Source organism: Novosphingobium sp. (assembly GCF_027531025.1).
Taxonomy (GTDB): Bacteria; Pseudomonadota; Alphaproteobacteria; order Sphingomonadales; family Sphingomonadaceae; genus Novosphingobium.
In genome coordinates this window covers 20,070-42,930 of the sequence record NZ_JAPZQX010000004.1, presented here as the reverse complement: position 1 = coordinate 42,930, position 22,861 = coordinate 20,070, and the positions used below count along the sequence as shown (strand labels likewise).

Here is a 22,861-nt window from a genome sequence, read left to right as displayed (position 1 = left end):
CTTTAAGCGGCTTTTTCGGTCTCGTCCTGCTGGTCCACTGCCGCCGTCACCGCCACGTCGGCGGTGACATTGCCCAGGGTGCGCATGATGTCGGGCAGCATTTCCACCGCCACCAGCAGCGCCAGTGGCGCAATCGGCACGCCCATCGCCATGGCGATCGGGCCGACCGAGACCACGAAGCTGAGCGTGCCGGGCAGCGAGACCGAGCTGAGCGAAACCAGGAAGGCCACCAGCACCCCGGCTCCCAGTGCCCAGACCGAAAGCGGTGTGCCCGTCAGATGGGCGGCATAGATCGCCACCCCCATGTTCATTGCCGGGCTAGTGCCGCGAAAGATCGCCACGGCCAGTGGCAGCACGAAATCGGCGGTCGATTCGCGCACGCCCAGCTTGCGCGAGGCCGCCAGCATGGCCGGCAGGCTGGCCAGCGAGGACTGGGTGGAAATCGCCACGGCATAGACCGGCAGCATGGCGCGGGCGAAGGCCCCCGGCGCCCGCCGCCCCAGAGTGAGCGCGATGGCGACCGAGGTCAGCAGCACCACGAAGCCCGCTGCGCTGACGATCAGGATGTAATGCGCCAGACCACCAATGGCGTCGGCCCCGGTCTTGGCGCCGAGCGCAACGGCAAGGCCCAGCACCCCGATCGGTGCCAGCATCAGCACCCAGCCGACGATCACCATCATCGTCGCCGCCAGCCCTTCGAAGAACTGCACCAGCAGTTTGCGGGGGGCTTCGGCAATGCGGGTTGCAGCGAGGGCAAACAGCGCGGCGAACAGGACCACCGGCAGCATCGCGCCATTGGCAGCGGCGGAAAAGATGTTGCTGGGCACCATCGCTTCGAGGATCTCGGCAAAGCCCGGGACCTTGCCGGGATCCCCGCCCCCGCCGCTCAGCGCGGCAACCGCAGCAGCCGGGATCGGGAACAGGTCGATCAGCAGCGGTACCAGCACGGCTGACATGGTGCCCGCAAACAGCAGCACGGCCACGAACATCAGCACCGCGCGCCGCGCCAGCCGCCCGCCGCCGGCCGCGGCCAGCGTCTGCGAAATGCCGGTCACCACCAGGCCAATCACCAGCGGCAGGATCGTCAACTGCAGCAGCTTGAGCCACAGGCTGCCCACTTCCTCGGCCACGGCCTGCATCGGTGCAAAACCGGCATCGCCCTGGAATGCGGTGCCCACGGCAAAGCCCAGCAGCAGGGCCAAAAAGGTCAGCAGGGCCGGGACCCTGATCTCCGGAAAGCTGCTCGACCCGGCCTGTTGCTGCATGAATGCTCCCCTGAGAAACGTTTTGTCCGCGTGACATTAGCGTGGCAGCGCGACATAGCAATTTACCAAGACTTGTCGTGCCACAAGGTGGAGCATGGGACGTAACTATTTCGGGACCGACGGCATTCGCGGGCGCACCAATGCCGGCGTGATGACCGCTGCCACGGCAATGAAGGTCGGCCAGGCGGCCGGGACCCGCTTCCTGCGCGGCAGCCACAAGCACCGGGTGGTGATCGGCAAGGACACCCGCCTGTCGGGCTATATGCTGGAAAACGCCCTGGTCGCGGGGTTCACCAGCGTGGGGATGGACGTGGTGCTGACCGGCCCCCTGCCTACCCCGGCGATCGCCATGCTGACCCGCGAATTGCGGGCGGACGTGGGCGTGATGATCTCGGCCAGCCACAACCCCTATGAAGACAACGGCATCAAGCTGTTCGGCCCCGATGGCTTCAAGCTGTCCGATGCCGACGAGCTGGCGATCGAGGCCATGCTGTCCGAAGACCTGCCGCTGGCCCCCGCCGCCCAGATCGGCCGGGCCCGCCGGATCGAGGATGCGCGCGGGCGCTATATCCACGCGGTCAAGGCCGCCCTGCCTCATGACGTGCGGCTCGATGGCCTGAAGATCGTGGTCGATTGCGCCAATGGCGCGGCTTACCAGGTGGCCCCATCGGCGATCTGGGAACTGGGCGCCGAAGTGGTCGCGGTGGGCGTTGCCCCCAATGGCACCAATATCAACGACAAGTGCGGATCGACCCACCTTGACCTGATCAAGGAAACCGTCGTGGCCAGCGGGGCCGATATCGGCATTGCCCTGGATGGCGATGCCGACCGGCTGATCGTCGTCGATGAAAAGGGCCAGACGGTCGATGGCGACCAGATCATGGCGCTGATCGGCAGCCAGCTGGCCGCGCGGGGCGAACTGCGCGGCGGGGGGATCGTGGCCACGGTCATGTCGAACCTCGGGCTGGAACGGTTCCTCGCCGGGCAGGGTCTGGACCTCATCCGCGCCAAGGTGGGCGATCGCTATGTGCTCGAGGCGATGAAGGCCGGGGGCTATAACGTTGGCGGCGAGCAATCGGGCCACATGATCCTGCTCGATCACGCCACCACCGGCGATGGCACGATCGCGGCGCTCCAGGTGCTGGCCGCGCTGGTCAAGAACGGCAAGCGGGCGAGCGAATTGCTCCACCTGTTCGATCCGGTGCCGCAATTGCTCAAGAACGTGCGCTTTTCCGAAGGCAAGCCGCTGGATGATCAGCGCGTACAGGCAGTCATCGCCGAAGCCGAAGCCCAACTGGCCGGGCGCGGCCGCCTGGTGATCCGCCCGTCCGGCACCGAACCAGTCATCCGCGTCATGGCCGAAGGCGACGACGCGGGCGAGGTCGAGGCAGTGGTCGATGCGATCTGCACTGCCGTGAAGGAGGCCGCCAGTGCTTGAGATGCGCCCCGATTGCGAGAAGTGCGGCACCGACCTGCCCGCCGATCTGCCCGGTGCCTTCATCTGCAGCTTCGAATGCACCTTCTGCACCGAATGCGCCGACCAGCTGGATGAACGCTGCCCCAATTGCGGCGGCGAACTGATGGATCGGCCGACCCGGGCCAGGGCACTGCACGCCAAGTACGCGCCTTCGACCACGCGGAAGTTCAAGGGGTGAAGCCCCCGCGCATTCTGGCCATCGCCGGGTCGGATTCATCCGGCGGCGCGGGTGTCCAGGCCGATATCAAGACCGTGACCATGCTGGGCGGCTTCGCCATGACCGCGATCACTGCGGTGACGGCGCAGAACACGCTGGGCGTAACCATGGTCGAGGCCCTTTCGCCCGCGATGGTGGCGGCGCAGATCGATGCCTGCGTCAGCGACATCGGCGTCGATGCGGTCAAGATCGGGATGCTGGGATCGCCGGAGATCGCCGCCGTGGTGGCCGAACGGCTGGAGGCGCTGAACGTGCCGGTCGTGTTCGATCCGGTGATGATTGCCACCAGCGGCTCGGTGCTGGCCGACGCGGCCACGATTGCCGGGTTCGAACGGCTGATGCGGCTGGCCGCGCTGACCACGCCCAACGTGCCTGAATTGGCCGCGCTGGGCGGGGCCGAAGGCATGGCGGCGCGCGGCGTGGCCTATCTGGCCAAAGGCGGCGATGCCGAAGGGCCGGACGTGGAAGACGTGCTGGTTCGCCCGGGGCACGAACCGCTGGTCTGGACCGCGCCGCGCATCGTCACCCGCCACACCCACGGCACCGGCTGCACCCTGTCCAGCGCGATCGCCTGCGGGCTGGGCGCCGGTCTGGACCTGGTCACCGCGATCGAGCGCGGCCGCGCTTTCGTGCGGGCCGCGCTGCTGGCCGCCCCCGGCTATGGCGCGGGCAGCGGCCCGCTGGGGCATCAGGCGGTTCAGTCGAGCTCGTAGAACTCGACCACCTTGGCCCAGCCTTCCTCGGCCGTCTCCACCCAGTGGAACAGCTTGAGGTCGTCGCGGTTGATCACGCCTTCATCGGCCATGGCCTCGAAGTTGATCACCTTGTCCCAGAACTCCTTGCCATAGAGCAGCACCGGGATCGGCTTCATCTTGCCGGTCTGGATCAGGGTCAGCAGCTCGAGGAATTCATCGAGCGTGCCATAACCACCGGGGAACACCGCCACCGCCTTGGCCCGCAGCAGGAAGTGCATCTTGCGCAGGGCGAAGTAGTGGAACTGGAACGACAGGTGCGGGGTGACATAGCTGTTGGGGGCCTGCTCGTGCGGCAGGACGATATTGAGCGCGATCGATTCGGCGCCAGCATCCTGCGCGCCGCGATTCGCCGCCTCCATGATCGACGGGCCGCCGCCCGAGCAGACCACGAACTGGCGCATGCCCTGCTCGACGATGGCGCAGGAACTGGCAAGCCGCCCCAGATCGCGGGCCACATCGTAATACTTCGCCTTGGCCGCCAGCCGCTCGGCCACGGCCTTCTTTTCCGGCGCAGCATTGGCGACCAGCTCCGCCGCCGCTTCGGGCGAAGGGATCCGGGCCGAACCATAGCAGACCAGGGTTGAGCCGATCTTCGCCTCGTCCAGCAGCATTTCCGGCTTCAGCAGTTCCAGCTGGAAGCGAACCGGGCGCAGTTCCTCGCGTAGCAGGAAATCGGTATCGCTGAAGGCCAGGCGATAGGCCGGGTCCATCGTCTGCGGCGTGACATGCGGCTGCGATTCGACGAAGCCGACCTCCTGCTCCGCCTTGTAGAAGCGGCGGCGGCTGAGGCGCTTGCCGTTCTGGTCGGTTCCGTTGTGGTCAGTCATCGCGTGAATCCTTGTTGTCGGGGCAAAACTGCCGCCCCAAAAAACGGATCGGCCCGCCGCTCCAATCAGAGCGCGGGCCGTGCAGATTTGCGAAAAGGTGGATGCCCGACAAGGATTCGAACCTTGATTGACGGAGTCAGAGTCCGCTCTCTTACCATTAGAGGATCGGGCAACGAGGGCGGTCCTCTAGGCGGGCCGAGGCGCTCCGTCAAGCCGCTGCACTTGCCCCCGCACTTGCCCTGGGCTCCACCCATCGCTAGCATGGCGGTCAGGTACCCGTCACAGGGCGGGAAAACGATAAGAGTGTATTTGTCATGGCGGAAAAATATCCGCCGGCCATGCGCGAGGAGGCAGAGCAGGGGTTCGATCCCGGACAGGACCAGCGCGGCGCGCCAGACCTTTCCGCATCCCCGCCCGCCATGCCAGCCCGCCAGCCGGACGGCCAGACCGAGCGATTCGCCCCGCGCAGCAACGGGCGCGACGGTCCATCCCAGCACCGGCAGAGCTTTGCGGCAATCGACCTTGGCACCAACAATTGCCGGCTGCTGATCGCCCGCCCGCAGGGTGAGCATTTCGTGGTGATCGACGCCTTCAGCCGCGTGGTGCGGCTGGGCGAAGGGCTGGCCGGATCGGGCCGGTTGAGCGATGCGGCGATGGACCGGGCGCTGGGCGCGCTGCAGGTCTGCGCCGACAAGCTGAAGCGCCGCCGCGTCCATCTGGCCCGTTCGGTCGCGACCGAGGCTTGCCGCCGGGCGGAAAACGGCCCCGAATTCATCGAGCGGGTCAAGCGCGAAACCGGCATTGCGCTCGACATCATCAGCGCCAAGGAAGAGGCACGGCTGGCCGTGCTGGGGTGCCATATCCTGCTCGAACAGGGCGATGGCCCGGCGATGATTTTCGACATCGGCGGCGGATCGACCGAGCTGGTGCTGGTCGAACAGGGCGACGCCCCGTTGCCGCGGATCGTCGACTGGATGAGCGTGCCCTGGGGCGTTGTCTCGCTGTCAGAAACCTGCGGCCCGGAACCGGCCGACGCGGATGGCCGCGCCGCCCGCTATGCCGAGATGCGCCGCCGGGTGAGCGAAAGCCTGGCGCCATTCGCCGCCCGGATCGAGCACCACCTGGCCCGGCGCGATCGCCCCGCCCCGCTGCGCCTCCTTGGCACCAGTGGCACGGTCACCACGCTGGCCAGCCTGCACCTGGAACTGCCGCAATACGATCGCCGCGCGGTCGATGGCCTGATCGTGCCGGCCGAATCGATGCGCGGGATTTCGCAGCGCCTGGCCGAAATGCCGATCCCCGGCCGACGCGAACTGGCCTGCATCGGGCGCGAGCGGGCCGACCTGGTGGTGGCTGGTTGCGCCATCCTGGAGACGATCATGGACCTCTGGCCGGCCGACCGGCTGGGCGTGGCCGATCGCGGAATCCGGGAAGGAATCCTGCGCAGCCTGATGGCTGCCGAAGGCATGGGCGAACGCGCCCGCGCTGCCCTGCGCCGGGCGAAACGCGAAGGACCCGCACGATGAGCCGTTCCGGACGCCCGGCGGGCGAACGCCTGAAAACCGCCAAGCGGCGCACCGCCAGCTCGGCCCGGTGGCTGACCCGCCAGCTCAACGACCCCTACGTCAAGGCCGCCAAGGATGCTGGCTGGCGCAGCCGGGCGGCGTTCAAGCTGATCGAGCTGGACCAGAAATATGCCCTGCTGAAGAACGCGCACCGCGTGGTTGACCTGGGCGTGGCCCCCGGCGGGTGGAGCCAGGTGGTGCGTAAACAGGCACCAAAGGCCGCCATCGTGGGTATTGACCTGTTACCAACCGAGCCCCTGGAAGGTGTGACGCTGTTCCAGATGGACTTCATGGCCGACGAGGCCCCGGCCCTGCTGGTCGAGGCGCTGGGCGGCCAGCCCGACCTGGTCATCTCCGACATGGCGGCCAACACCGTCGGCCACAAGGCGACCGATCACCTGCGCACCATGGGCCTGGTGGAAACCGCCGCGCACTTCGCGATCGAGCACCTTGAACCGGGCGGGGCCTTCGTCGCCAAGGTGCTGGCGGGCGGCACCGATACCGAGCTGCTGACGCTGCTGAAGCGCCACTTCACCAGCGTGAAGCACGCCAAGCCCCCGGCCAGCCGCAAGGATTCGTCCGAATGGTACGTTATTGCCCAGGGCTTCAAAGGATAGGCCAGGCGCAACTAGGCAATTCCCCGTCACCCTGAACTTGTTTCAGGGTCCATCGTGCCTTCGGCCCTGTCTCGCCTGCGGCGCACCCAGCCCGCGGACCTGCGGCATGAGACTCTCCGCAGAGCAAACCGCGCCATGGACCCTGAAACAAGTTCAGGGTGACGAATTTTCAGGGGGTGGGAGAAGCAAAAGGGCGGCCAGTCCGCAGACCGCCGCCCTTTTATCAGCCAGTTTGGCTGGCCAGCTTACTTTTTCGCCGGTTCCGCCGCAGCCGGAGCGGCAGCCGCGCCATCGGCCGGGGCTGCGGCAGCGCCATCGGCCGGAGCAGCAGCGGCATCGGCCGCCGGAGCCGCCGGAGCGGCGGGCAGCGGCAGGTTCGAACCCAGCGAGTTGAGGTAGACCAGCAGGTTGGCGCGCTCCTGCGCGTCACCGATCCCGGCGAAGCTCATCTTGGTGCCGGGGGCAAAGGCCTTGGGGTTCTTGAGCCAGGCATCCATGTTGGCCCAATCCCACGAACCGCCCTTGGTCTTGAGCGCATCGGAATAGGCAAAGCCGGCATGGCCGGCGAGCGGCTTGCCCATCGTGTTCCACATGTTCGGGCCGATGCCATTGGCGCCGCCCTGGGTGTTGGTGTGGCACGAGGCGCACTTCTTGAAGGTGGCTTCGCCCTTGGCAGCATCGGCGCTGGCGAGCAGTACTTCGAGCGGCACGGCGGCAGCACCGCCTTCGCCTTCCTGGACGACACCTTCGATCTCGTAGCCCATCTTCTCAGGGCGCTCGTTCTTGTTCGCCTTGAAATAGTGGCTGCTGACCGAGGCGAGGCCCAATGCCACAACGCCCGAGAACAGCGTCCAACCGGCGATAGTGTTGAAACGGTTTTCGTCCATTATTCGTGCCCCGTTGGGAAAGATGGCTAGCAGGTTTGCGCGTCGCTCTAGTGTCGGCGTGGGGCAAGCGCAAGGGGCATTGCAGCGCGCGGTGACAGGGCCTAGCGATAGGCGATGATCAAGTCCCTGCTCATCGCCAATCGCGGCGAGATTGCCTGCCGCATCATCCGCACCGCCCGCCAGATGGGCATTCGCACCGTCGCGGTCTATTCCGATGCCGATGCCAAGGCACTGCACGTGCGCCAGGCCGATGAGGCCGTGCACATCGGCCCCAGCCCGGCGTGCGAATCGTACCTGGTGGGGGACAAGATCATTGCCGCCGCCAAGGCGACCGGAGCCGAAGCGATCCATCCGGGCTATGGCTTCCTGTCCGAAAACGCCGCGTTTGCGCAAAGCGTGATCGATGCCGGGCTGGTCTGGGTCGGGCCAAAGCCAGCCTCGATCGAAGCGATGGGCCTGAAAGACGCCGCAAAGCAGCTGATGGCCGCCGCCGGCGTGCCGGTGACGCCCGGCTATATGGGCGCCAACCAGGACCCAGGGTTCCTGGCCCAGCAGGCCGCCGAAATCGGCTATCCGGTGCTGATCAAGGCCGTGGCCGGCGGCGGCGGCAAGGGGATGCGGCTGGTAGAGAGCGCAGCGGACTTTGCCGATGCCCTCGCCTCGTGCCAGCGCGAGGCGGCCGCCAGCTTCGGCAATGCCCATGTCCTGATCGAGAAGTACATCCAGCGCCCGCGTCATATCGAGGTGCAGGTGTTCGGGGACAGCCACGGCAATGTCGTCCACCTGTTCGAGCGCGATTGCAGCCTTCAGCGCCGCCACCAGAAGGTGATCGAGGAAGCCCCCGCCCCCGGCATGGACGAGGCGACCCGCGCCGAACTCTGCGCCGCCGCCGTCCGCGCGGCCAAGGCAGTCGACTATATCGGCGCGGGCACGATCGAATTCATAGCCGATGCTTCGGAAGGCCTCCGCGCCGACCGGATCTGGTTCATGGAAATGAACACCCGCCTGCAGGTGGAACACCCGGTCACCGAGGAGATCACCGGGGTCGATCTGGTCGAATGGCAATTGCGGGTGGCGAGCGGCGAACCGCTGCCGCTCAAACAGGACGAGATGAGCATCAACGGCTGGGCGATGGAAGCGCGGCTTTATGCCGAGGATCCGGCGAAAGGGTTTTTGCCGAGTGTGGGCAAGCTAGCTCATTTCTATTTGCACGACGAAATCCGGGTCGAAACGGGCGTCGAAGAAGCTGACGAGATTTCCCCCTTTTACGACCCTATGATCGCGAAGCTCATCGCCCACGGCCAAAGTCGTGATGAGGTGCGAAAGGAGCTAATGCGCTCCCTGTCAAAGTCTTTTGTGGCGCCGGTTAGGACGAACAGTGGCTTCCTCTATGCGTGTCTCGACAATGCCGAATTCAGTGAAGGCAATGTCACAACTGGGTTGATTGCGGCCTCTGGCGATGCGCTGATGCCACCCTCCTTCCCCAGCAAAGCCGCAGTTGACCGAGCCGCTGCCACCTTTCTGGAAGCTGACTTTGCTTTCGACACCTTGCCTGCCGTTACCCTGCCAAGCGGCCTCCGTGCTTTTCGACTTAACGCGAAGCCTTGGCGGACCATTGCGATGGAAACACGAGGCGAAAAGGTTCTCGGCGATGCCGATGCAACGGTCGGAGCATTTCGACTTTCGGGTCCGTTCCACACAGCTTTGTCGGATCACGAAGTCGCCGTAACTGAGCGAGGAGAGTCTTTTATCTTCGAAGCTCCTCCGCGTCAGGCAGGCACCGGCCACCACTCCGCCCACGACGGCGATATCCTCTCGTCCATGCCGGGCAAGGTGATCGCGGTGGAGGTCAGCGCCGGGCAGGCGGTGGCCAAGGGGCAGAAGCTGCTGACGCTGGAAGCCATGAAGATGGAGCATACCCTGACCGCGCCATTCGATGGGGTGGTCGCGGAGCTCAACGCCGCGCCCGGCGCGCAGGTGCAGGTCGAAGCGCTGCTGGCGCGGATCGAGGCGGCCGAATAGCGCGAATCTGCCTCCCCCGTTCGCCCTGAGCTTGTCGAAGGGCCGTTCTTTCTTCTAGCGTCCGCTGCAAAGAACAGGACGGGGCTTCGACAAGCTCAGCCCGAACGGAGATAGGGATGGGTTGGGAACGCGAACTGGAAGAACTGCGCCACCGCGAGGCGCTGGCCGAGGCGATGGGCGGGCCGGACAAGGTGGCGCGCCAGCATGGGCGGGGCAAGCTGGATGCCCGCGCGCGGCTGGCGGGGCTGGTCGATCCCGGTTCCTTCCGCGAGATCGGCAAGATCGCCGGCAAGGGCAGCTACGATGCCGAGGGCAATCTGACCGGCGTGCTGCCCGCCCCCTTCCTGTTCGGCAAGGCGACGATCAATGGCCGCCCGGTGGTGGCGACGGCTGACGATTTCACCATCCGCGGCGGCGCGGCCGATGCCGGGATCGGCCGCAAGATGGAACAGGCCGAGAAGATGGCGCACGAGCTGAAGCTCCCCATCGTGCGCATGATCGACGGCACCGGTGGCGGCGGCTCGGTCAAGACGCTGGAGATGATCGGCGCGACCTATATCCCGGCGGTCCACATGTGGGGCGAGGTGGTGAAGAACCTCGATACCGTGCCGGTGGTCGCGCTGGCGCTGGGGCCGACGGCGGGCCTTGGCGCGGCGCGGATCGCGGCGAGCCACTATTCGATCATGGTCAAGGGCCTCAGCCAGATCTTCGCCGCCGGACCCGCCGTGGTCGATGCCATGGGCACGGCCTGGAAGGACGAAGGATCGGCCAACCACGAGGAAGCCAAGGAAGCGCTGGGCGGCAGCGCAATCCACACCCGCAACGGGGTGGTGGATGACGAGGTGGGATCAGAGGCCGAAGCCTTTGCCCGCGCGCGCCATTTCCTGTCGTTCATGCCCGAATATGTCGGCCAGCCCGCCCGCCGCGTAGAGACCGGCGACCCCGCGGACCGCCGCGAGGAAGCACTGCTCAGCCTCGTCCCGCGCGGCGACAAGGAAGTCTATTCGATGCGCCGGGCGATGGACCTGGTGTTTGACAAGGGCACCGTGTTCGAGATCGGCCGCATGTGGGGCCGCGCGGCAATCACGGCGCTGGCCCGGCTCGATGGCTGGCCGGTGATGGTGCTGGCCAGCGATCCCAGCTTCCTGGGCGGATCGTGGGACGCCAAGACCAGCGAGAAGGTGGAACGCTTCGTCAAATTGGCCGACCTGTTCCGCCTGCCGATCGTCCACCTGGTCGACAATCCCGGCTTCATGATCGGGCGCGAGGCCGAGATTGCCGGGACGATCCGCTATGGCGTGCAGGCGATGAACGCGATCTACAAGGCGAGCGTGCCGCTGGCCTCGGTGGTCATGCGCCGGGCCTATGGCATTGCCGGCAGTGCAATGAGCAACGCCGATACCTATCAGTATCGCTATTGCTGGCCTTCGGGCGATTGGGGGAGCCTGCCGATCGCGGGCGGGCTGGAAGTGGCCTACAAGAGCGAGATCGAAGCGGCTGCCGACCCGGAGGCCGAACTGGAAGCGATCCGCGCGCGGCTGGCCAAGGTCACTTCACCCTTCCGCAGCGCCGAGCGCTTCAATGTCGAGGACATCATCGACCCGCGCGATACGCGGCCCTTGCTGTGCGAATTTGCCGAGCTGGCCTGGCGGCGACGGGGAGCCGATCAGGCGCCAAGATAGTCGGCCAGCGCCTGCTGCTCAGCCGCGCTGAGCCGCAGGCCCAGCTTGGTGCGCCGCCACAGAACGTCTTCGGCACTCGCCGCCCATTCGTTGGCCTTGAGGTAATCGACCTCGGCGGCGGTCAGCCCCGCGCCGAAGGCCTTGCCCAGCGCCTGCCAGCCTTCCGCGCCGTTCAGCCAGTGCTCCGCGCGGGTGCCATAGGCGCGCGCGATCCGGTCGACCGTACCGGCATCGAGGAAGGGATAGCGCGCGGCAAGCGCCGCCTTCAACGGCTCCAGCCCATCGAGCGCGAGATCCCCGCCGGGCAGCGGCCGGCTGCGGGTCCAGGGCTTGCCACTGAGCGCGGGCAGGCGCGTCGCCATCAGGTCCACGGCTTCCTCGGCGAGGTGGCGATAAGTGGTGATCTTGCCGCCATAGACCGACAGCAGCGGCGCGCCCGCATGCGCCTCGGACAGGTCCAGCCGGTAGCCGCGCGTGGCCGCTTCGGGCTTGCCCGAACCGTCATCGACCAGCGGGCGCACGCCCGAATAGGTCCAGACCACGTCTGCCGGGGTGATCGGCGTCTTGAAGTAATTGCTGGCCCCTTCGCAGAGGTAGGCGATCTCTTCCTCGCTCGCCTTGATCGGTTCGCCCGCCACGTGATCGCGGTCGGTCGTGCCGATCAGGGTGAAGTCGCGCTCATAGGGGATCGCGAAGAAGATCCGCCCATCGGCTAGCTGGAAGAAATAGGCATAGGGATGGTCGAACAGCCCCCGCACCACGATGTGCGAGCCGCGCACCAGCCGCATCCCGTATTCGGGCGCTTCGCCAGCGAGGCCGTCAACCGTCAGCACGGCAGGACCGGCGGCATTGATCAGGGCGCGGGCGGTGAACGTGCCTGCCGGGGTTTCCAGTTCCCACCCATCGGCCGAGCGCCGCGCGGCGGTGAGCGGCGTGCGCGGGCGCACTTCGGCGCCATGGGCCAGGGCATCCATCGCGTTGAGCACGACCAGCCGGGCATCGTCGACCCAGCCGTCCGAATACTCGAAAGCCGGGCCGAATTCCGCCTTCAACGGGGCGCCCGCCGGGTGGCGGTGGAGGTCGATCGAGCGGGTGGGCGGCAGATGCTTGCGCCCGCCGATATGGTCATAAAGGAACAGGCCCAACCGCAGCAGCCAGCGCGGGCGCAGGCCTTTCACGTGCGGCAGGACAAAGCGCAGCGGGTGGATGATGTGCGGGGCAATGGCCCAGAGCGCCTCGCGCTCGGTCAGTGCCTCGCGGACCAGGGCGAACTCGTAATGCTCGAGATAACGCAGGCCGCCGTGGACCAGCTTGGTCGAGGCGGAGGAGGTGCCTTGCGCCAGGTCTCCCGCTTCGAGCAGCAGAACCTTCGCGCCGCGCCCGGCGGCATCGCGGGCAATCCCCGCGCCGTTCACGCCGCCACCGATCACTGCCAGGTCGAACTGCACTTGCACTTACCTCACATCCGGGCCGGATACCGGCCGCACGGCCCCGGGCGGGGTCAGGCGGCGGAACAGGCGGCCCTGTTCACTGTAAAGGACCAGGCCGAGCGCCAGGATTCCCCCGGCCAGCAGCGACCAGGCCAGCGGCCGCGCCGTGCCGTCATAGGCCTGGCCGATCAGCGCGCCCAGGCTGGCGGCAATCACCATCCGGGTGAACATCTGGAACGAGCTGGCCGCCCCGGCAATCCGGGCGAAAGGCTGCAGCGCGATCGAGCCGAAATTGGCCCCCATGAAGCCGACCAGGCACATGTTGAGCGCCATCACCGGCACGAATTGCCACAGCGTCTGGTGCGGCAGGTGCGCCAGCCAGACCTGCACCGCGCTGACCGCGATGAAGACCAGCAGCGCCGTGTGCGAAACCCGCCGCGCCCCGAACCGCTCGACGATCCGCGAATTGGTGAAATTGGCCAGGGCCATCCCGCCCGCCATCGCCGCGAAGAGCAGCGGGAAGGTATCGCCGGCGCCGAAATGTTCGGCAACCAGCTGCTGGGCCGAATTGATATAGCCGAACAGCCCCGCCACAAGCAGCGAGGCACCGAATACATAGCCCATCGCCGCGCGGTTGGTGGCCGCTTCCCACATGTTGGCGGCGATCACGCGCGGGGCGATCGACTGGCGGTTGGCCGGATCGAGCGTTTCGGGCAGGCGGATCCAGGCCCAGATCCACACCGCCACCCCCAGCAGCGCCATGCCGCCGAAGATCCAGCGCCAGCTCGCCACGGCCAGCACCGCCTGGCCAAAGCTGGGCGCGGCCATCGGCACGATCATGAAGATCACCGCCACGGTCGATTGCGCGCGCGCCATCCGGTCACCCGAAAAACGGTCGCGGATGATCGCGGTGGGCAGCACCGAAAGCCCGGCACTGGTGATCGCCTGCAGCGCGCGCAGCACCAGCAGGGCGGTGAAATCCGTCACCAGCGCGCAGGCCACCGTCAGCGCGACATAGGCCGCGAGGCTGATAAACAGCACCGGGCGGCGCCCGAACCGGTCGGCCAGCGCGCCGGGAAACAGCGCGCCGATCCCCGCCGCGATCAGGTAGACGCCCACCACCAGCTGGCGATCGTTGGGATCGCGCACGCCAAGGTCCTGGGCCATGATCCCCAGCGCGGGCAGCATGGCATCGATGCACAGCGCCTGCAGCGCCATGATCATGGCCATCAGCGCGACAAATTCGCGCTCGCCCAGGCTGACGCCCGGCGCAGATGGACTCGCTGCCGGCATGGCCAAGCCCTTGGCCTGTTCGCGCGGCGCTGGCCAGACTGAATTCGCATGGGTAAGCCTTCGCCATGGCCGAAGACCCATCCGACGCGGTATTCGATGACCTTCCGGGCCAGGGCCTGAGGAAGATCATCCATGTCGACATGGACGCCTTCTATGCCAGCGTCGAACAGCGCGATAACCCGGACCTGCGCGGAAAACCGGTGGCAGTGGGCGGGGATGGACCGCGCGGGGTGCTGACCACCTGTTCCTATGAAGCGCGCAAGTTCGGCTGCCGCTCGGCAATGCCTTCGGTCACGGCGAAACGGCTGTGCCCGCAGCTGATCTTCGTGCGGCCGCGCTTTGCCGTCTATACCGCCGTGTCGCGCCAGATCCGCGAGATCTTCCACGAGTTTACCTCGCTGGTCGAGCCGCTGGCGCTCGACGAAGCCTTCCTCGACGTGACGGCGGACGAGAAGGGCATCGGTTCGGCCACCCGCATTGCCGAGCTGGTCCGGGCGCGGATCAAGGCGGAAACCGGGCTGACCGCCAGCGCGGGCGTGTCCTACAACAAGTTCCTCGCCAAGCTGGCCAGTGACCAGAACAAGCCCGATGGCCTGTGCTTGATCCGCCCCGGCGAGGGCGCAGACTTCGTCGCCCGCCTGCCGATCCGCCGGTTCCACGGGATCGGCCCCAAGGGTGCGGACAAGATGGCCGCGTTGGGGATCGAAACCGGCGCGGACCTGGCCGCCAAGGACATCCTTTTCCTGCGCGAGCATTTTGGCAGCCAGGCCGATTACCTGTTCCGCGCCGCACGCGGCATCGACCTGCGCCGGGTCAAGGCCGACCGGGCGCGCAAGTCGGTGGGGGCAGAACGCACCTTCGATCACGACATCTCCTCTGGCCCCGCGCTGCGCGAGGCGCTGGAGCGGATCGTCCAGCTGACCTGGGACCGGATCGAGAAGAGCAAGGCGGAGGGCCGGACCGTGACGCTGAAGCTCAAGCTCAAGGACTTCACCGGCCTGACCCGCGCCCGCTCCACGCCGCAGCCGGTGCGCGATCGCAACGAGTTTGCGGAAATCGGTCATGCCCTGCTGAACGAGCTGTTGCCGCTGCCCCAACCCGTGCGGCTGATGGGGTTGACCCTATCCCACCTGACCGAGGACGAGCCGGACGAGGCTCCCACCCCGGCCCGCGCGGCTAGCCAGCTGTCGCTGTTCTGATCCAGCCCGCGAGGTTGTCCTGCAGCTGCCGCGCGAGGTCGGGCGGCAGGGCATCGGGGACAAAGAACCGCGCTTCGACAATCTCGCGGCCGTCGCCCTGCGGCAAGCCTACCGCCTGGCCGCTGATCACGTGGACACGGTTGGTCGCCCCGGCCAGCGGCTCCTCGATCACGGCGATCTCGCGCGGGTCAAGCAGCGCGCAGCGGGTTTCCTCGGCCAGTTCGCGGCAGGCGGCCAGGATCGGCTCTTCCCCGCGCGCCACCCCGCCCCCGGGCAGCATCCAGCGCCCGCTGCCATAGGAATGGCGGACCAGCAGCACTCGCCCCTCGCCATCAAAGGCCAGCACGCGGCAGCCGATCAGCAGCGGCTTCCTGATCCGCCACCAGACCACCCGCAGCCGGTGCGCCTGGACCAGCAGCGCCCGGTGCAACGGGGGCGGGATCAGGCGAAACACGTGACCGGCTGATGCGCGGCGCCGAGCAGGCGGGCGACCGGCAGATCGTGCTCGCTTCGTACGGCCGCTTCGAACAGCGCGCGCTTGTCCTCTCCCCGGATCACGAAGATCACCGCATCGCTGTTGAGCAAGGCCGGGATGGTCAGGCTGAGACGATCGAACGGGGCTTCGGGCGGCAGCGGATCGGGGGTCAGGCGGCGCAGCGCCAGCGGATCGTCGGCGCGCGGATCGGTGTTGGGAAACAGGCTGGCAATATGGCCATCGCCGCCCATGCCGAGCCAGGCGATGGCAAAGTGCGGCGGCACGGCACCTTCGCTCAGCGCCACCACCCGCGCGCCCACCGGTTCGAGCAAGGCACGGATCCGCCCGATATTGCTGGCCGGATGGTCTTCCGGCACGATCCGGTCATCACCCGGCCAGATCGCTATCCGGCTCCAGTCGAGCGGGCGGCGGGCCAGTTCGGCCAGGATCGGGAAAGGGGTGGAGCCGCCGGGGACGGTGATGGCAATTGCGCCATCGGCGCTGGCAAGGGCAGCGGTCAGGCGATCGAAGAGCCAGTCGGCAATGGCCTGGTCGGAACTGTCGGGGAGGATGGCAACGTTTTGCATGGCACTGCCTTAAGCGCAGCCGGGCGCGATCACAAATAGCCCGTGGCCCGAAGCCCCAACCCGAGCGCGCCAATCAGCAGGACTGCGCCGAGTCCAAGCCGCAGTCTGACCAGCCATGCGGCTTGCAGCGTCCCGACCAGCGCCCAGCCAGCAGCGACCATCAGGACCGCGCCAATCGCCCCGCCAAGGCCGGTAACCAGCGGGGCGCGGGTCAACGCGGCCAGGGCAAAGACCAGGAACCGCGCCGCATCGGTCAATTGCAGCGCAAAGATGACGATCGCGAAGGCACCCAGCGAATTGGTCGGTTCGGCCGGGGCGCGGCGCGGGGTCAGCACGATCAGCTCCAGCCCCGCCAGACCCAGCGCCAGCGCGACCAGGAACAGCCGGGCATTGCCGGTCATCATTCCGGCAACCTGCGCCCCGCCCCAGGCCGCGAGGCCCGCCGCCAGGGCCCCGCTGGCCAGCGCCACCAGCAGCACGGCCGGCCGGGCGCCCTGCCGTTCGGCCAATTGTGCCACCAGCACCTGGTCGCGCGCACCGAACCCGACCACCAGTGTGGCAAGCAGGGCAAGGAGCAGGCCGGTCATCGCGTGTCAGTCCCTGAACATGGCGCGGGCAATCAGCGCCCGCTGCCCCACGGTAAGCAGGCACAGCGCCGCATAGCCATAGGCAAGCGGCGCGAAGTGCTGCGGCCACAGGCACATGGCGCAGAACACCAGGATCGTCTCGGTCCCTTCGGCAAGGCCGGTGTTGTAGAAGAAGCTCTTGCGGCCATGCGCGGCGGTTTCCAGCCCGCGCTTGGCGGCGAGGGTAGCGAAGGCCAGGAAGCTGGTCCCGGTCAGGGTGAAGCTCGCCACCAGCACCAGCGCGGGCAGCACATTGTCCGGCGCGGACAGGGCAAAGCCCAGCGGCACCGCCACGTAGAACACGAAATCGAGCAGGATATCGAGGAACCCGCCAAAATCGGTCAATCCGCGTACCCGGGCGACGGCCCCGTCCAGCCCGTCAAGCAGGCGGTTGGCGAGGATCAGGGCAAGCGCAAGCAGGAACTCCCGTTCGGCCAGCGCCCAGGCCGCGCCGAGGGCCGGAATAAGGCCCGCAAGAGTCACGGCATTGGCCGAAATTCCCGCCCGCGCCAGCACCCGGCCCAACGCATTGAGCGGCGGATCGATCAGCGGGCGAAGGCGCGCATCAAGCATGGCCGGTCAGCGCCAGGTCACCAGGCCGATCACCGCCCCGGTCATCAGCGAGGCGAAGTTTCCGGCGATCCAGCTCTTCATGCCAAGGCCCGCCACTTCGGCCCGGCGTTCGGGCGCGAGCGTGGCCATGGTCGAGACGATCAGGCCAACGCTGGCGAGGTTCGCCACCCCGCACAGCGCATAGGTCACGATCAGCAGGCTGCGCGGATCGAGCGTTCCGGCGGGCAGTGCAGCCAGATCGAGATAGGCGACATATTCGTTGAGTACCGCCTTGGTCCCCATCAGCGCACCGGCCGCCCCGGCCTGGTCCCACGGCACGCCCACGGTCCACATAAGCGGGGCGAGCGCCCAGCCGAACAGCCGTCGCAGGGTCAGCGGTGTGCCCTCTACGAGCGGCAGCAGGGCCAGCGCCTGGTCGACCAGATTGACCAAAGCGAAGACCGTGATGATGATCCCGATCACCGCGAGGACCAGCGTGACCCCCTCCATCGCGCCGCGCACCAGCGCATCCATCGAGCCTTCGTACTTGAGGCCAGGCTCGGCAGGAGCGCTGTTTTCCGCCGTCTCCGGCGCACCCGGCACCATCAGCCGGGCAATCAGCACGGCGGCGGGGAGCGAGATCAGCGAGGCGACGATCATGTGCCCCACGGCATTGGGGACAGTCTTGCTTAGCGTGGTGGCATAGAGCACCAGGATCGCGCCCGAGATCGTCGCCATGATCATGCACATCACGGTGAACAGGTCCGTGCGGTTCATCCGGCCCAGCCAGGCCCGCAGCACCAGCGGAGTTTCGACCACGCCGAGGAAGACCGTCGCCCCGCCCGCTAGGCCGACCTCACCCCGCACTCCAAGCGTGCGGCGCAGCGCCCAGGCGAGGCCCCGCACCAGCACACGCAGCACACCCCAATGCCACAGCAGCGCCGAGAGCGCGGAAAATACGATGATCAGCGGCAGGATCTGGAAGGCGATCACCACCGGGGGCTGTTCCCCCGGCTTCAGCAGGAAGGGAATTGGCGCCCCGCCGGTATAGCCGAACATGTAGCTTGAGCCGACCAGCGTCGCCCGCTCCACCGCCGCCACCGCGCGGTTGGCATAGCCGACCAGGTCCCAGACGAAGGGGACGCGGGTAACCACCAGGGCGATGGCCAGCTGCGCCAGCAGCGCCGCGCCGATCCAGCGCCAGCCGGGCCGGGCGGCGCGATCTTCCGACAGGCCCCAGGCCAGCAGCAGGATCAGCGCGAGGCCGATCAGCCCTTGCAGGTTGGCGAGCAGGCTCACCCCAGCCGCCATTCGTGATAGCGCCCGATCCAGTTCAGCAGCCGTTCGGGCTTGTGCTTCTGCTTCCAGCGCCCGGCGGCGAACTTGTTCGCTTCGGCCAGGGTCGGGTACATGTGGATCGTGGCGATGATCTTGTTGAGGCCCAGCCCATGCTTCATCGCCAGCACATATTCGGCCAGCAGTTCGCCCGCGTGTTCGCCAACGATGGTCACGCCCAGGATCTTGTCCTTGCCCGGCGGGGTCAGCACCTTGACGAAGCCGGTGGTGGCGCTTTCGGCAATCGCCCGGTCGAGTTCGTGCAAGGGGAACAGGGTCACCTCGTGCGGGATGCCCTGGGCGGCCGCCTCGGCCTCGTTCAGCCCGACCCGGGCCACTTCGGGATCGATATAGGTGGTCCAGGGGATCACCCGGTAATCGACCTTGAACCGCTTGAGGTGCCCGAACAGCGCGTTGACCCCGGCAAACCAGGCCTGGTGCGAGGCCACATGGGTGAACTGATACGGCCCGATCACGTCCCCGGCGGCGAACACGTTGGGATAGATCGTGGCGAGGTTGGCATCGACCGCCAGCGGCGCGGCAGGATCGATCCCCAGCGCTTCCAGCCCATAGCCATGCAGCCGCGCCTTGCGCCCGACGGCGAGCAGCAGGGCATCGAACTCGACCCGCCGCTCGGCCCCGTCATGCTCGGCGACCAGCACCTTGCCTTCCACCCGCAGCGCCCGATGGCCGGTGAGGACGGTCACGCCCGACTTTTCCAGCGCCGCCTGCGCCAGCGCCGCGACATCGGCATCTTCACGCGGGAGCAGCCGCTCGCCCAGTTCGACCTGGGTCACGTCGGCGCCCAGCCGGGCGAGCGCCTGGCTCAGCTCGCAGCCGATCGGCCCGCCGCCCAGCACCGCGATCCGGCGCGGCAGCTCGTCCATGGCGGAAAGCGCATCCCACAGCGTCTCGGTGGTGAGATAGCCCGCCTCGGCCAGCCCCGGCAGGTCCGGCACCACCGGCTCGGCACCGGCGGCGATCACGATCGCGCGGGTGGTTAGCCGCTGGACCGTGCCATCATGCCGCGCGATCTCCACCGTCCAGGGATCGACGATGGTGGCGCGGCCCTCCACCACATCGACGCCAAGGCCGGTATAGCGCTCGACGCTGTCATTGGGTTCGATCGCGGCGATGATCCCGCGCAGCCGGGCCATCACTTCGCTGAGGTCATGCTGCGGTTCGGCCGCTTTCAGGCCATAGGCATCGGCGCGGCGGATCATTTCCGCCACCTTGGCGCTCTTGAGCAGGGCTTTCGACGGCACGCAGCCATAGTTGAGGCAATCGCCGCCCATCTTGCCGGCTTCGACCAGCGTCACTTTCGCCTTCACGGTCGAGGCGACCAGCGAGGTCACCAGCCCCGCCGCCCCCGCACCGATCACCACGAGGTTGCGATCATAGCGTTTCGGCCGCGTGAACCCCGCATAGACCCGGCGGCGGCGCAGCGCGGCCATGATCCATTTGCCCACCCACGGCAGCAGGCCCAGCGCCACGAAGGAACCCAGCAACGCGGGGGAGGCAATGTCCTTCAGGCTTTCGATCCGCGCCAGTTGCGTGCCCGCATTCACATAGACCAGCGTGCCCAGCACCATCCCGACCTGGCTGACCCAGTAATAGGTCCAGACCCGGATCGGGGTCAGCCCCATCAGCAGGTTGACCGCGAAGAACGGAAAGGCCGGAACCAACCGCAGCGAGAACAGGTAAAACGCCCCGTCGCGCGCGATCCCTTCGTTGATCGGGCGCAGCGTCGCCCCGAACCGGGCCTGGACCGCATCGTGGAACAGATAGCGCGAGGCGAGGAAGGCCAGCGTCGCCCCGATGGTCGAGGCGAAGGAGACGATGACGAAGCCCGTAGTGAGGCCAAAGATCGCCCCCGCCGCCAGGGTCATGATCGCCGCGCCCGGCACCGACAGCGCGGTCAGCACCACGTAAAGCAGGAAAAATCCGGCGATCACCAGCACCGGGTGGGCGCGGTAAGTGGCGTCGATCGCGGCCTGCTGCGCCTTGAGGTTTTCAAGCGTGAGGTATTGCCCCAGGTCGAACAGGAACCAGGCGGCCAGGGCCAGCGCGAACAGCGCGGCTAGAGCAAGACGTGGCACTGGTGAATTCTCCCCGGTTTAGGTGCGGCGGGTGTAGCGGGCGATAAAGCCGCGGTCGATCCGGTCTTTGACCCGGGACAGCCAGCGCCCTGCGGCGGCGAATTGGCCCCATAAAGCGATGGTCCGCCCATCTCCGGTGGCCAGCAGGGCCAGGCGGCGCTTACCCGGCTGATAAGCGCGCAGCGGTGTTCCCGTCAGCGCCGAGCGCAGGTTGGCCGCCAGCACCGGCCCGGCCTTGACCGCGTGGACCCCGGCGCGCGGCAGGACGAGGTCGGCCCGGGCGGCGATATCGCCCGCCGCGAAGATCGCCGGTTGCGAGGTGGAGCGCAGGTCCGCCCCGGTCAGCAAGAAGCCGGAGGGATCGAGCGCGAGGCCGCTGTCCGCCAGCCAGCCGGGCGGCCCGCTGCCGGTGGCGACGATCGCCAGGTCGAGCGGCAGAATCGTGCCATCATCCAGCACCAGCCCGTCCGAGACGGCCCGCGCCATGCTGGCGTGAATAGTGACCCCGGCCCGCGCCAAGGCCGTCCGTGCCAGTCGCCGCGCCCAGCCGCCGTGCCCCGGCATGAAGCCGGCGGCGGGGGCGATCAGGTGCACATGATGCCCGCGCCGCGCCGCCGCCAGCGCCAGTTCGACCCCGGCCGCGCCGCCGCCGACCACGGCCACGACCTGGCCCGGCCCGGCGGCGCAGAATGCCTGCCACCCGGCCATGAAGCGTTCGACCGGGCGGACCGGCAGCAGCCGCGCGCCCAACGCCGCGAACCCTTCAGTTGCAATGGTCCCGCCGGTCGCCAGCGACAACAGGTCGAAGGACAATGCCTCCCCGCTGGCCAGCCGCAAATGCCGCGCCGCCGCATCCAGCCCGACCACATCGTCCAGCACCAGCCGCGCGCCAGCCGCTTCGGCCAGCGGGGCCAGATCAATCAGCAGCTCCTCCGCGCGATAGCGCCCCGCCATCCAGCCCGGCAGCATCCCCGAATAGGCCAGGTGGCGCTCGCGGGTGACCAGAATACGTTCAGTTCCCGGCAGCACATGTGCCGCCCAGTCGGCCAGCACGGCCAGGTGCGCATGGCCGCCGCCCGCCAGGATCACGCGCTGGGGATGATTGCCGCCCGTCATGCCCGATTGACCTTGCCCGGCTTTGCTGCTCACTTCCAGCCATGACTAGACTTGGCAGCCTTTCGCAACCCGTCTGGGCCCCGCGCCTTGCGCGCTGGACCCGTGGCCTCACCCTGACCGGCGTCGTGCTGGGCGCAGCCGCGCTGGTGCTGGCGCGCTATGACCTGGTGCCCAAGCTGGCCGGGTTCGGCGGCTTCGTGATCGGCGGGCTGGTGGCCCTGCTGGCGGTGCTGCTGGGCCTCTCCGCCGCATTGGTCGGCTGGCGGACCGCATCGCCGCCGGGGGGCAAGACCTGGCTCGCGCTGCTGGTGGCGCTGGGCTATGCCGGGTTCATCGTCTCGCGGCCGATCGCGGCCGAAGGCGTCCCGCCGCTCCACGACGTGACCACCGACCTGGCCAATCCGCCAGCTTTCGAGAAGCTGCCGCTGCGCGCCGACAACCTTGCGGGCGTGGAAACGACCGAGAACTGGCGCAAGCTGCACTCTGCGGCCTATGGCCATATCAACCCGGTCTATGTGGCGAAGCCGGTGGCCGAGGTAACGGCCAATGTCGTGAAGCTGGCCGAGGAACGCGGCTGGACCGTGGCGGCGCAGGATCCGGCGCGCGGCCATGTGGAAGCGACTGCGGCAGTATCCTTCATCCGGTTTTATGACGATGTCGTGCTGCGCATCACTCCCACCCCCGATGGCAAGAGCCGGGTCGACATGCGTTCGGTCAGCCGGATCGGGGTGAGCGATTTCGGCGTCAATGCCAAGCGGATCGAGGAATTCCTGGCCGCCCTGCAAGCGGCCTGATCGCCCCGACACGCCGCCCACCCCGGACCGACGAATCGAGC

Annotated in this window: 21 protein-coding genes and 1 tRNA gene; 9 read left to right on the top strand and 13 right to left on the bottom strand. The window is 67.7% G+C overall.

The features are described from left to right. Positions 1-2: 2 nt before the first annotated feature. Positions 3-1,265: a cation:dicarboxylase symporter family transporter gene (locus O9281_RS06770; protein ID WP_298184011.1), complete on the bottom strand. Its 1,263-nt coding sequence runs from the start codon at positions 1,263-1,265 to the stop codon at positions 3-5. A 94-nt stretch (positions 1,266-1,359) separates the two neighbouring features. Here O9281_RS06770 and glmM point away from each other — a divergent pair, with 94 nt between their 5' ends. Genes glmM through thiD form a run of 3 tightly spaced genes read left to right on the top strand, consistent with a single transcriptional unit; the run spans position 1,360 to position 3,672 of the window. Then, on the top strand, positions 1,360-2,703 hold the full coding sequence (glmM, locus tag O9281_RS06765; RefSeq protein ID WP_298184009.1) for a phosphoglucosamine mutase: 1,344 nt from the start codon (positions 1,360-1,362) through the stop codon (positions 2,701-2,703). Next, positions 2,696-2,920, top strand: a complete 225-nt coding sequence (locus O9281_RS06760; RefSeq protein ID WP_298184008.1) for a DUF1272 domain-containing protein — start codon at positions 2,696-2,698, stop codon at positions 2,918-2,920. Before glmM ends, O9281_RS06760 begins: the two co-directional genes overlap by 8 nt. Continuing rightward, positions 2,917-3,672: a bifunctional hydroxymethylpyrimidine kinase/phosphomethylpyrimidine kinase gene (thiD, locus tag O9281_RS06755; RefSeq protein ID WP_298184006.1), complete on the top strand. Its 756-nt coding sequence runs from the start codon at positions 2,917-2,919 to the stop codon at positions 3,670-3,672. The genes O9281_RS06760 and thiD overlap by 4 nt, the downstream gene beginning before the upstream one ends. Here the strand turns inward: thiD and O9281_RS06750 are convergent. Together O9281_RS06750 and O9281_RS06745 are read right to left on the bottom strand one after the other, a co-directional pair. Continuing rightward, the gene (locus O9281_RS06750) at positions 3,657-4,541 is read right to left on the bottom strand and encodes a TIGR00730 family Rossman fold protein (RefSeq protein ID WP_298184005.1); all 885 of its coding nucleotides are present in this window, start codon (positions 4,539-4,541) and stop codon (positions 3,657-3,659) included. The genes thiD and O9281_RS06750 overlap by 16 nt on opposite strands. 98 nt (positions 4,542-4,639) lie before the next feature. After that, positions 4,640-4,713 (bottom strand) — tRNA-Gln (locus O9281_RS06745). 142 nt (positions 4,714-4,855) lie between these two features. On the opposite strand from O9281_RS06745, the gene O9281_RS06740 reads away from it, so the two are divergent. Then, positions 4,856-6,067: a Ppx/GppA phosphatase family protein gene (locus tag O9281_RS06740; RefSeq protein ID WP_298184002.1), complete on the top strand. Its 1,212-nt coding sequence runs from the start codon at positions 4,856-4,858 to the stop codon at positions 6,065-6,067. Beyond that, the gene (locus O9281_RS06735) at positions 6,064-6,723 is read left to right on the top strand and encodes an RlmE family RNA methyltransferase (RefSeq protein ID WP_298184000.1); all 660 of its coding nucleotides are present in this window, start codon (positions 6,064-6,066) and stop codon (positions 6,721-6,723) included. The genes O9281_RS06740 and O9281_RS06735 overlap by 4 nt, the downstream gene beginning before the upstream one ends. A 245-nt stretch (positions 6,724-6,968) precedes the next feature. On the opposite strand, the gene O9281_RS06730 is transcribed toward O9281_RS06735, so the two are convergent. Next, the gene (locus O9281_RS06730) at positions 6,969-7,610 is read right to left on the bottom strand and encodes a cytochrome c family protein (protein WP_298183998.1); all 642 of its coding nucleotides are present in this window, start codon (positions 7,608-7,610) and stop codon (positions 6,969-6,971) included. A 114-nt stretch (positions 7,611-7,724) separates the two neighbouring features. On the opposite strand from O9281_RS06730, the gene O9281_RS06725 reads away from it, so the two are divergent. After that, positions 7,725-9,632: an acetyl/propionyl/methylcrotonyl-CoA carboxylase subunit alpha gene (locus O9281_RS06725; RefSeq protein ID WP_298183996.1), complete on the top strand. Its 1,908-nt coding sequence runs from the start codon at positions 7,725-7,727 to the stop codon at positions 9,630-9,632. Between the two features lie 116 nt (positions 9,633-9,748). Next, entirely contained in the window at positions 9,749-11,314 is a 1,566-nt protein-coding gene (locus tag O9281_RS06720) for an acyl-CoA carboxylase subunit beta (protein ID WP_298183994.1), read from the top strand. Here the strand turns inward: O9281_RS06720 and O9281_RS06715 are convergent. Together O9281_RS06715 and O9281_RS06710 are read right to left on the bottom strand one after the other, a co-directional pair. Continuing rightward, entirely contained in the window at positions 11,299-12,768 is a 1,470-nt protein-coding gene (locus O9281_RS06715; RefSeq protein ID WP_298183993.1) for a glycerol-3-phosphate dehydrogenase, read from the bottom strand. The two genes, O9281_RS06720 and O9281_RS06715, sit on opposite strands and share 16 nt — an antisense overlap. Beyond that, complete coding sequence (locus O9281_RS06710; protein WP_298183992.1) at positions 12,769-14,037, bottom strand: multidrug effflux MFS transporter; 1,269 nt, start codon at positions 14,035-14,037, stop codon at positions 12,769-12,771. A 65-nt stretch (positions 14,038-14,102) separates the two neighbouring features. Between O9281_RS06710 and dinB the strand changes: the two genes are divergently transcribed. After that, positions 14,103-15,236, top strand: a complete 1,134-nt coding sequence (dinB, locus tag O9281_RS06705) for a DNA polymerase IV (RefSeq protein ID WP_298183991.1) — start codon at positions 14,103-14,105, stop codon at positions 15,234-15,236. Here dinB and O9281_RS06700 read toward each other — a convergent pair. The 7 genes from O9281_RS06700 to O9281_RS06670 are packed head-to-tail and all read right to left on the bottom strand — an operon-like array spanning position 15,214 to position 22,059. Beyond that, positions 15,214-15,690: an NUDIX domain-containing protein gene (locus O9281_RS06700; RefSeq protein WP_298183990.1), complete on the bottom strand. Its 477-nt coding sequence runs from the start codon at positions 15,688-15,690 to the stop codon at positions 15,214-15,216. The genes dinB and O9281_RS06700 overlap by 23 nt on opposite strands. After that, complete coding sequence (locus tag O9281_RS06695) at positions 15,678-16,298, bottom strand: 6-phosphogluconolactonase (RefSeq protein WP_298183988.1); 621 nt, start codon at positions 16,296-16,298, stop codon at positions 15,678-15,680. The genes O9281_RS06700 and O9281_RS06695 overlap by 13 nt, the downstream gene beginning before the upstream one ends. A gap of 29 nt (positions 16,299-16,327) precedes the next feature. Then, on the bottom strand, positions 16,328-16,885 hold the full coding sequence (locus tag O9281_RS06690) for a hypothetical protein (RefSeq protein WP_298183986.1): 558 nt from the start codon (positions 16,883-16,885) through the stop codon (positions 16,328-16,330). 6 nt (positions 16,886-16,891) lie between these two features. Beyond that, positions 16,892-17,497, bottom strand: a complete 606-nt coding sequence (locus tag O9281_RS06685; RefSeq protein WP_298183985.1) for a CDP-alcohol phosphatidyltransferase family protein — start codon at positions 17,495-17,497, stop codon at positions 16,892-16,894. A 6-nt stretch (positions 17,498-17,503) separates the two neighbouring features. Next, on the bottom strand, positions 17,504-18,775 hold the full coding sequence (locus tag O9281_RS06680) for a nucleoside transporter C-terminal domain-containing protein (RefSeq protein ID WP_298183983.1): 1,272 nt from the start codon (positions 18,773-18,775) through the stop codon (positions 17,504-17,506). Continuing rightward, the gene (locus tag O9281_RS06675) at positions 18,772-20,910 is read right to left on the bottom strand and encodes an FAD-dependent oxidoreductase (protein ID WP_298183981.1); all 2,139 of its coding nucleotides are present in this window, start codon (positions 20,908-20,910) and stop codon (positions 18,772-18,774) included. Before O9281_RS06675 ends, O9281_RS06680 begins: the two co-directional genes overlap by 4 nt. An 18-nt stretch (positions 20,911-20,928) precedes the next feature. Beyond that, positions 20,929-22,059, bottom strand: coding sequence for an FAD-dependent oxidoreductase (locus O9281_RS06670; RefSeq protein WP_298183979.1), 1,131 nt, complete (start codon positions 22,057-22,059; stop codon positions 20,929-20,931). An 8-nt stretch (positions 22,060-22,067) separates the two neighbouring features. Here O9281_RS06670 and O9281_RS06665 point away from each other — a divergent pair, with 8 nt between their 5' ends. After that, positions 22,068-22,820 carry a DUF1499 domain-containing protein gene (locus tag O9281_RS06665; RefSeq protein WP_298183977.1) on the top strand — a complete coding sequence of 251 codons (753 nt, stop codon included), beginning with the start codon at positions 22,068-22,070 and terminating at the stop codon, positions 22,818-22,820. Positions 22,821-22,861 lie beyond the last annotated feature (41 nt).

What these genes read in the sequence shown, in the direction of transcription:
- O9281_RS06770 (WP_298184011.1), bottom strand. Translation starts at nt 1,265, where the DNA reads ATGCAGCAACAGGCCGGGTCGAGCAGCTTTCCGGAGATCAGGGTCCCG.
- glmM (WP_298184009.1), top strand. Translation starts at nt 1,360, where the DNA reads ATGGGACGTAACTATTTCGGGACCGACGGCATTCGCGGGCGCACCAAT.
- O9281_RS06750 (WP_298184005.1), bottom strand. Translation starts at nt 4,541, where the DNA reads ATGACTGACCACAACGGAACCGACCAGAACGGCAAGCGCCTCAGCCGC.
- O9281_RS06740 (WP_298184002.1), top strand. Translation starts at nt 4,856, where the DNA reads ATGGCGGAAAAATATCCGCCGGCCATGCGCGAGGAGGCAGAGCAGGGG.
- O9281_RS06735 (WP_298184000.1), top strand. Translation starts at nt 6,064, where the DNA reads ATGAGCCGTTCCGGACGCCCGGCGGGCGAACGCCTGAAAACCGCCAAG.
- O9281_RS06730 (WP_298183998.1), bottom strand. Translation starts at nt 7,610, where the DNA reads ATGGACGAAAACCGTTTCAACACTATCGCCGGTTGGACGCTGTTCTCG.
- O9281_RS06725 (WP_298183996.1), top strand. Translation starts at nt 7,725, where the DNA reads ATGATCAAGTCCCTGCTCATCGCCAATCGCGGCGAGATTGCCTGCCGC.
- O9281_RS06720 (WP_298183994.1), top strand. Translation starts at nt 9,749, where the DNA reads ATGGGTTGGGAACGCGAACTGGAAGAACTGCGCCACCGCGAGGCGCTG.
- O9281_RS06710 (WP_298183992.1), bottom strand. Translation starts at nt 14,037, where the DNA reads ATGCCGGCAGCGAGTCCATCTGCGCCGGGCGTCAGCCTGGGCGAGCGC.
- dinB (WP_298183991.1), top strand. Translation starts at nt 14,103, where the DNA reads ATGGCCGAAGACCCATCCGACGCGGTATTCGATGACCTTCCGGGCCAG.
- O9281_RS06695 (WP_298183988.1), bottom strand. Translation starts at nt 16,298, where the DNA reads ATGCAAAACGTTGCCATCCTCCCCGACAGTTCCGACCAGGCCATTGCC.
- O9281_RS06690 (WP_298183986.1), bottom strand. Translation starts at nt 16,885, where the DNA reads ATGACCGGCCTGCTCCTTGCCCTGCTTGCCACACTGGTGGTCGGGTTC.
- O9281_RS06685 (WP_298183985.1), bottom strand. Translation starts at nt 17,497, where the DNA reads ATGCTTGATGCGCGCCTTCGCCCGCTGATCGATCCGCCGCTCAATGCG.
- O9281_RS06665 (WP_298183977.1), top strand. Translation starts at nt 22,068, where the DNA reads ATGACTAGACTTGGCAGCCTTTCGCAACCCGTCTGGGCCCCGCGCCTT.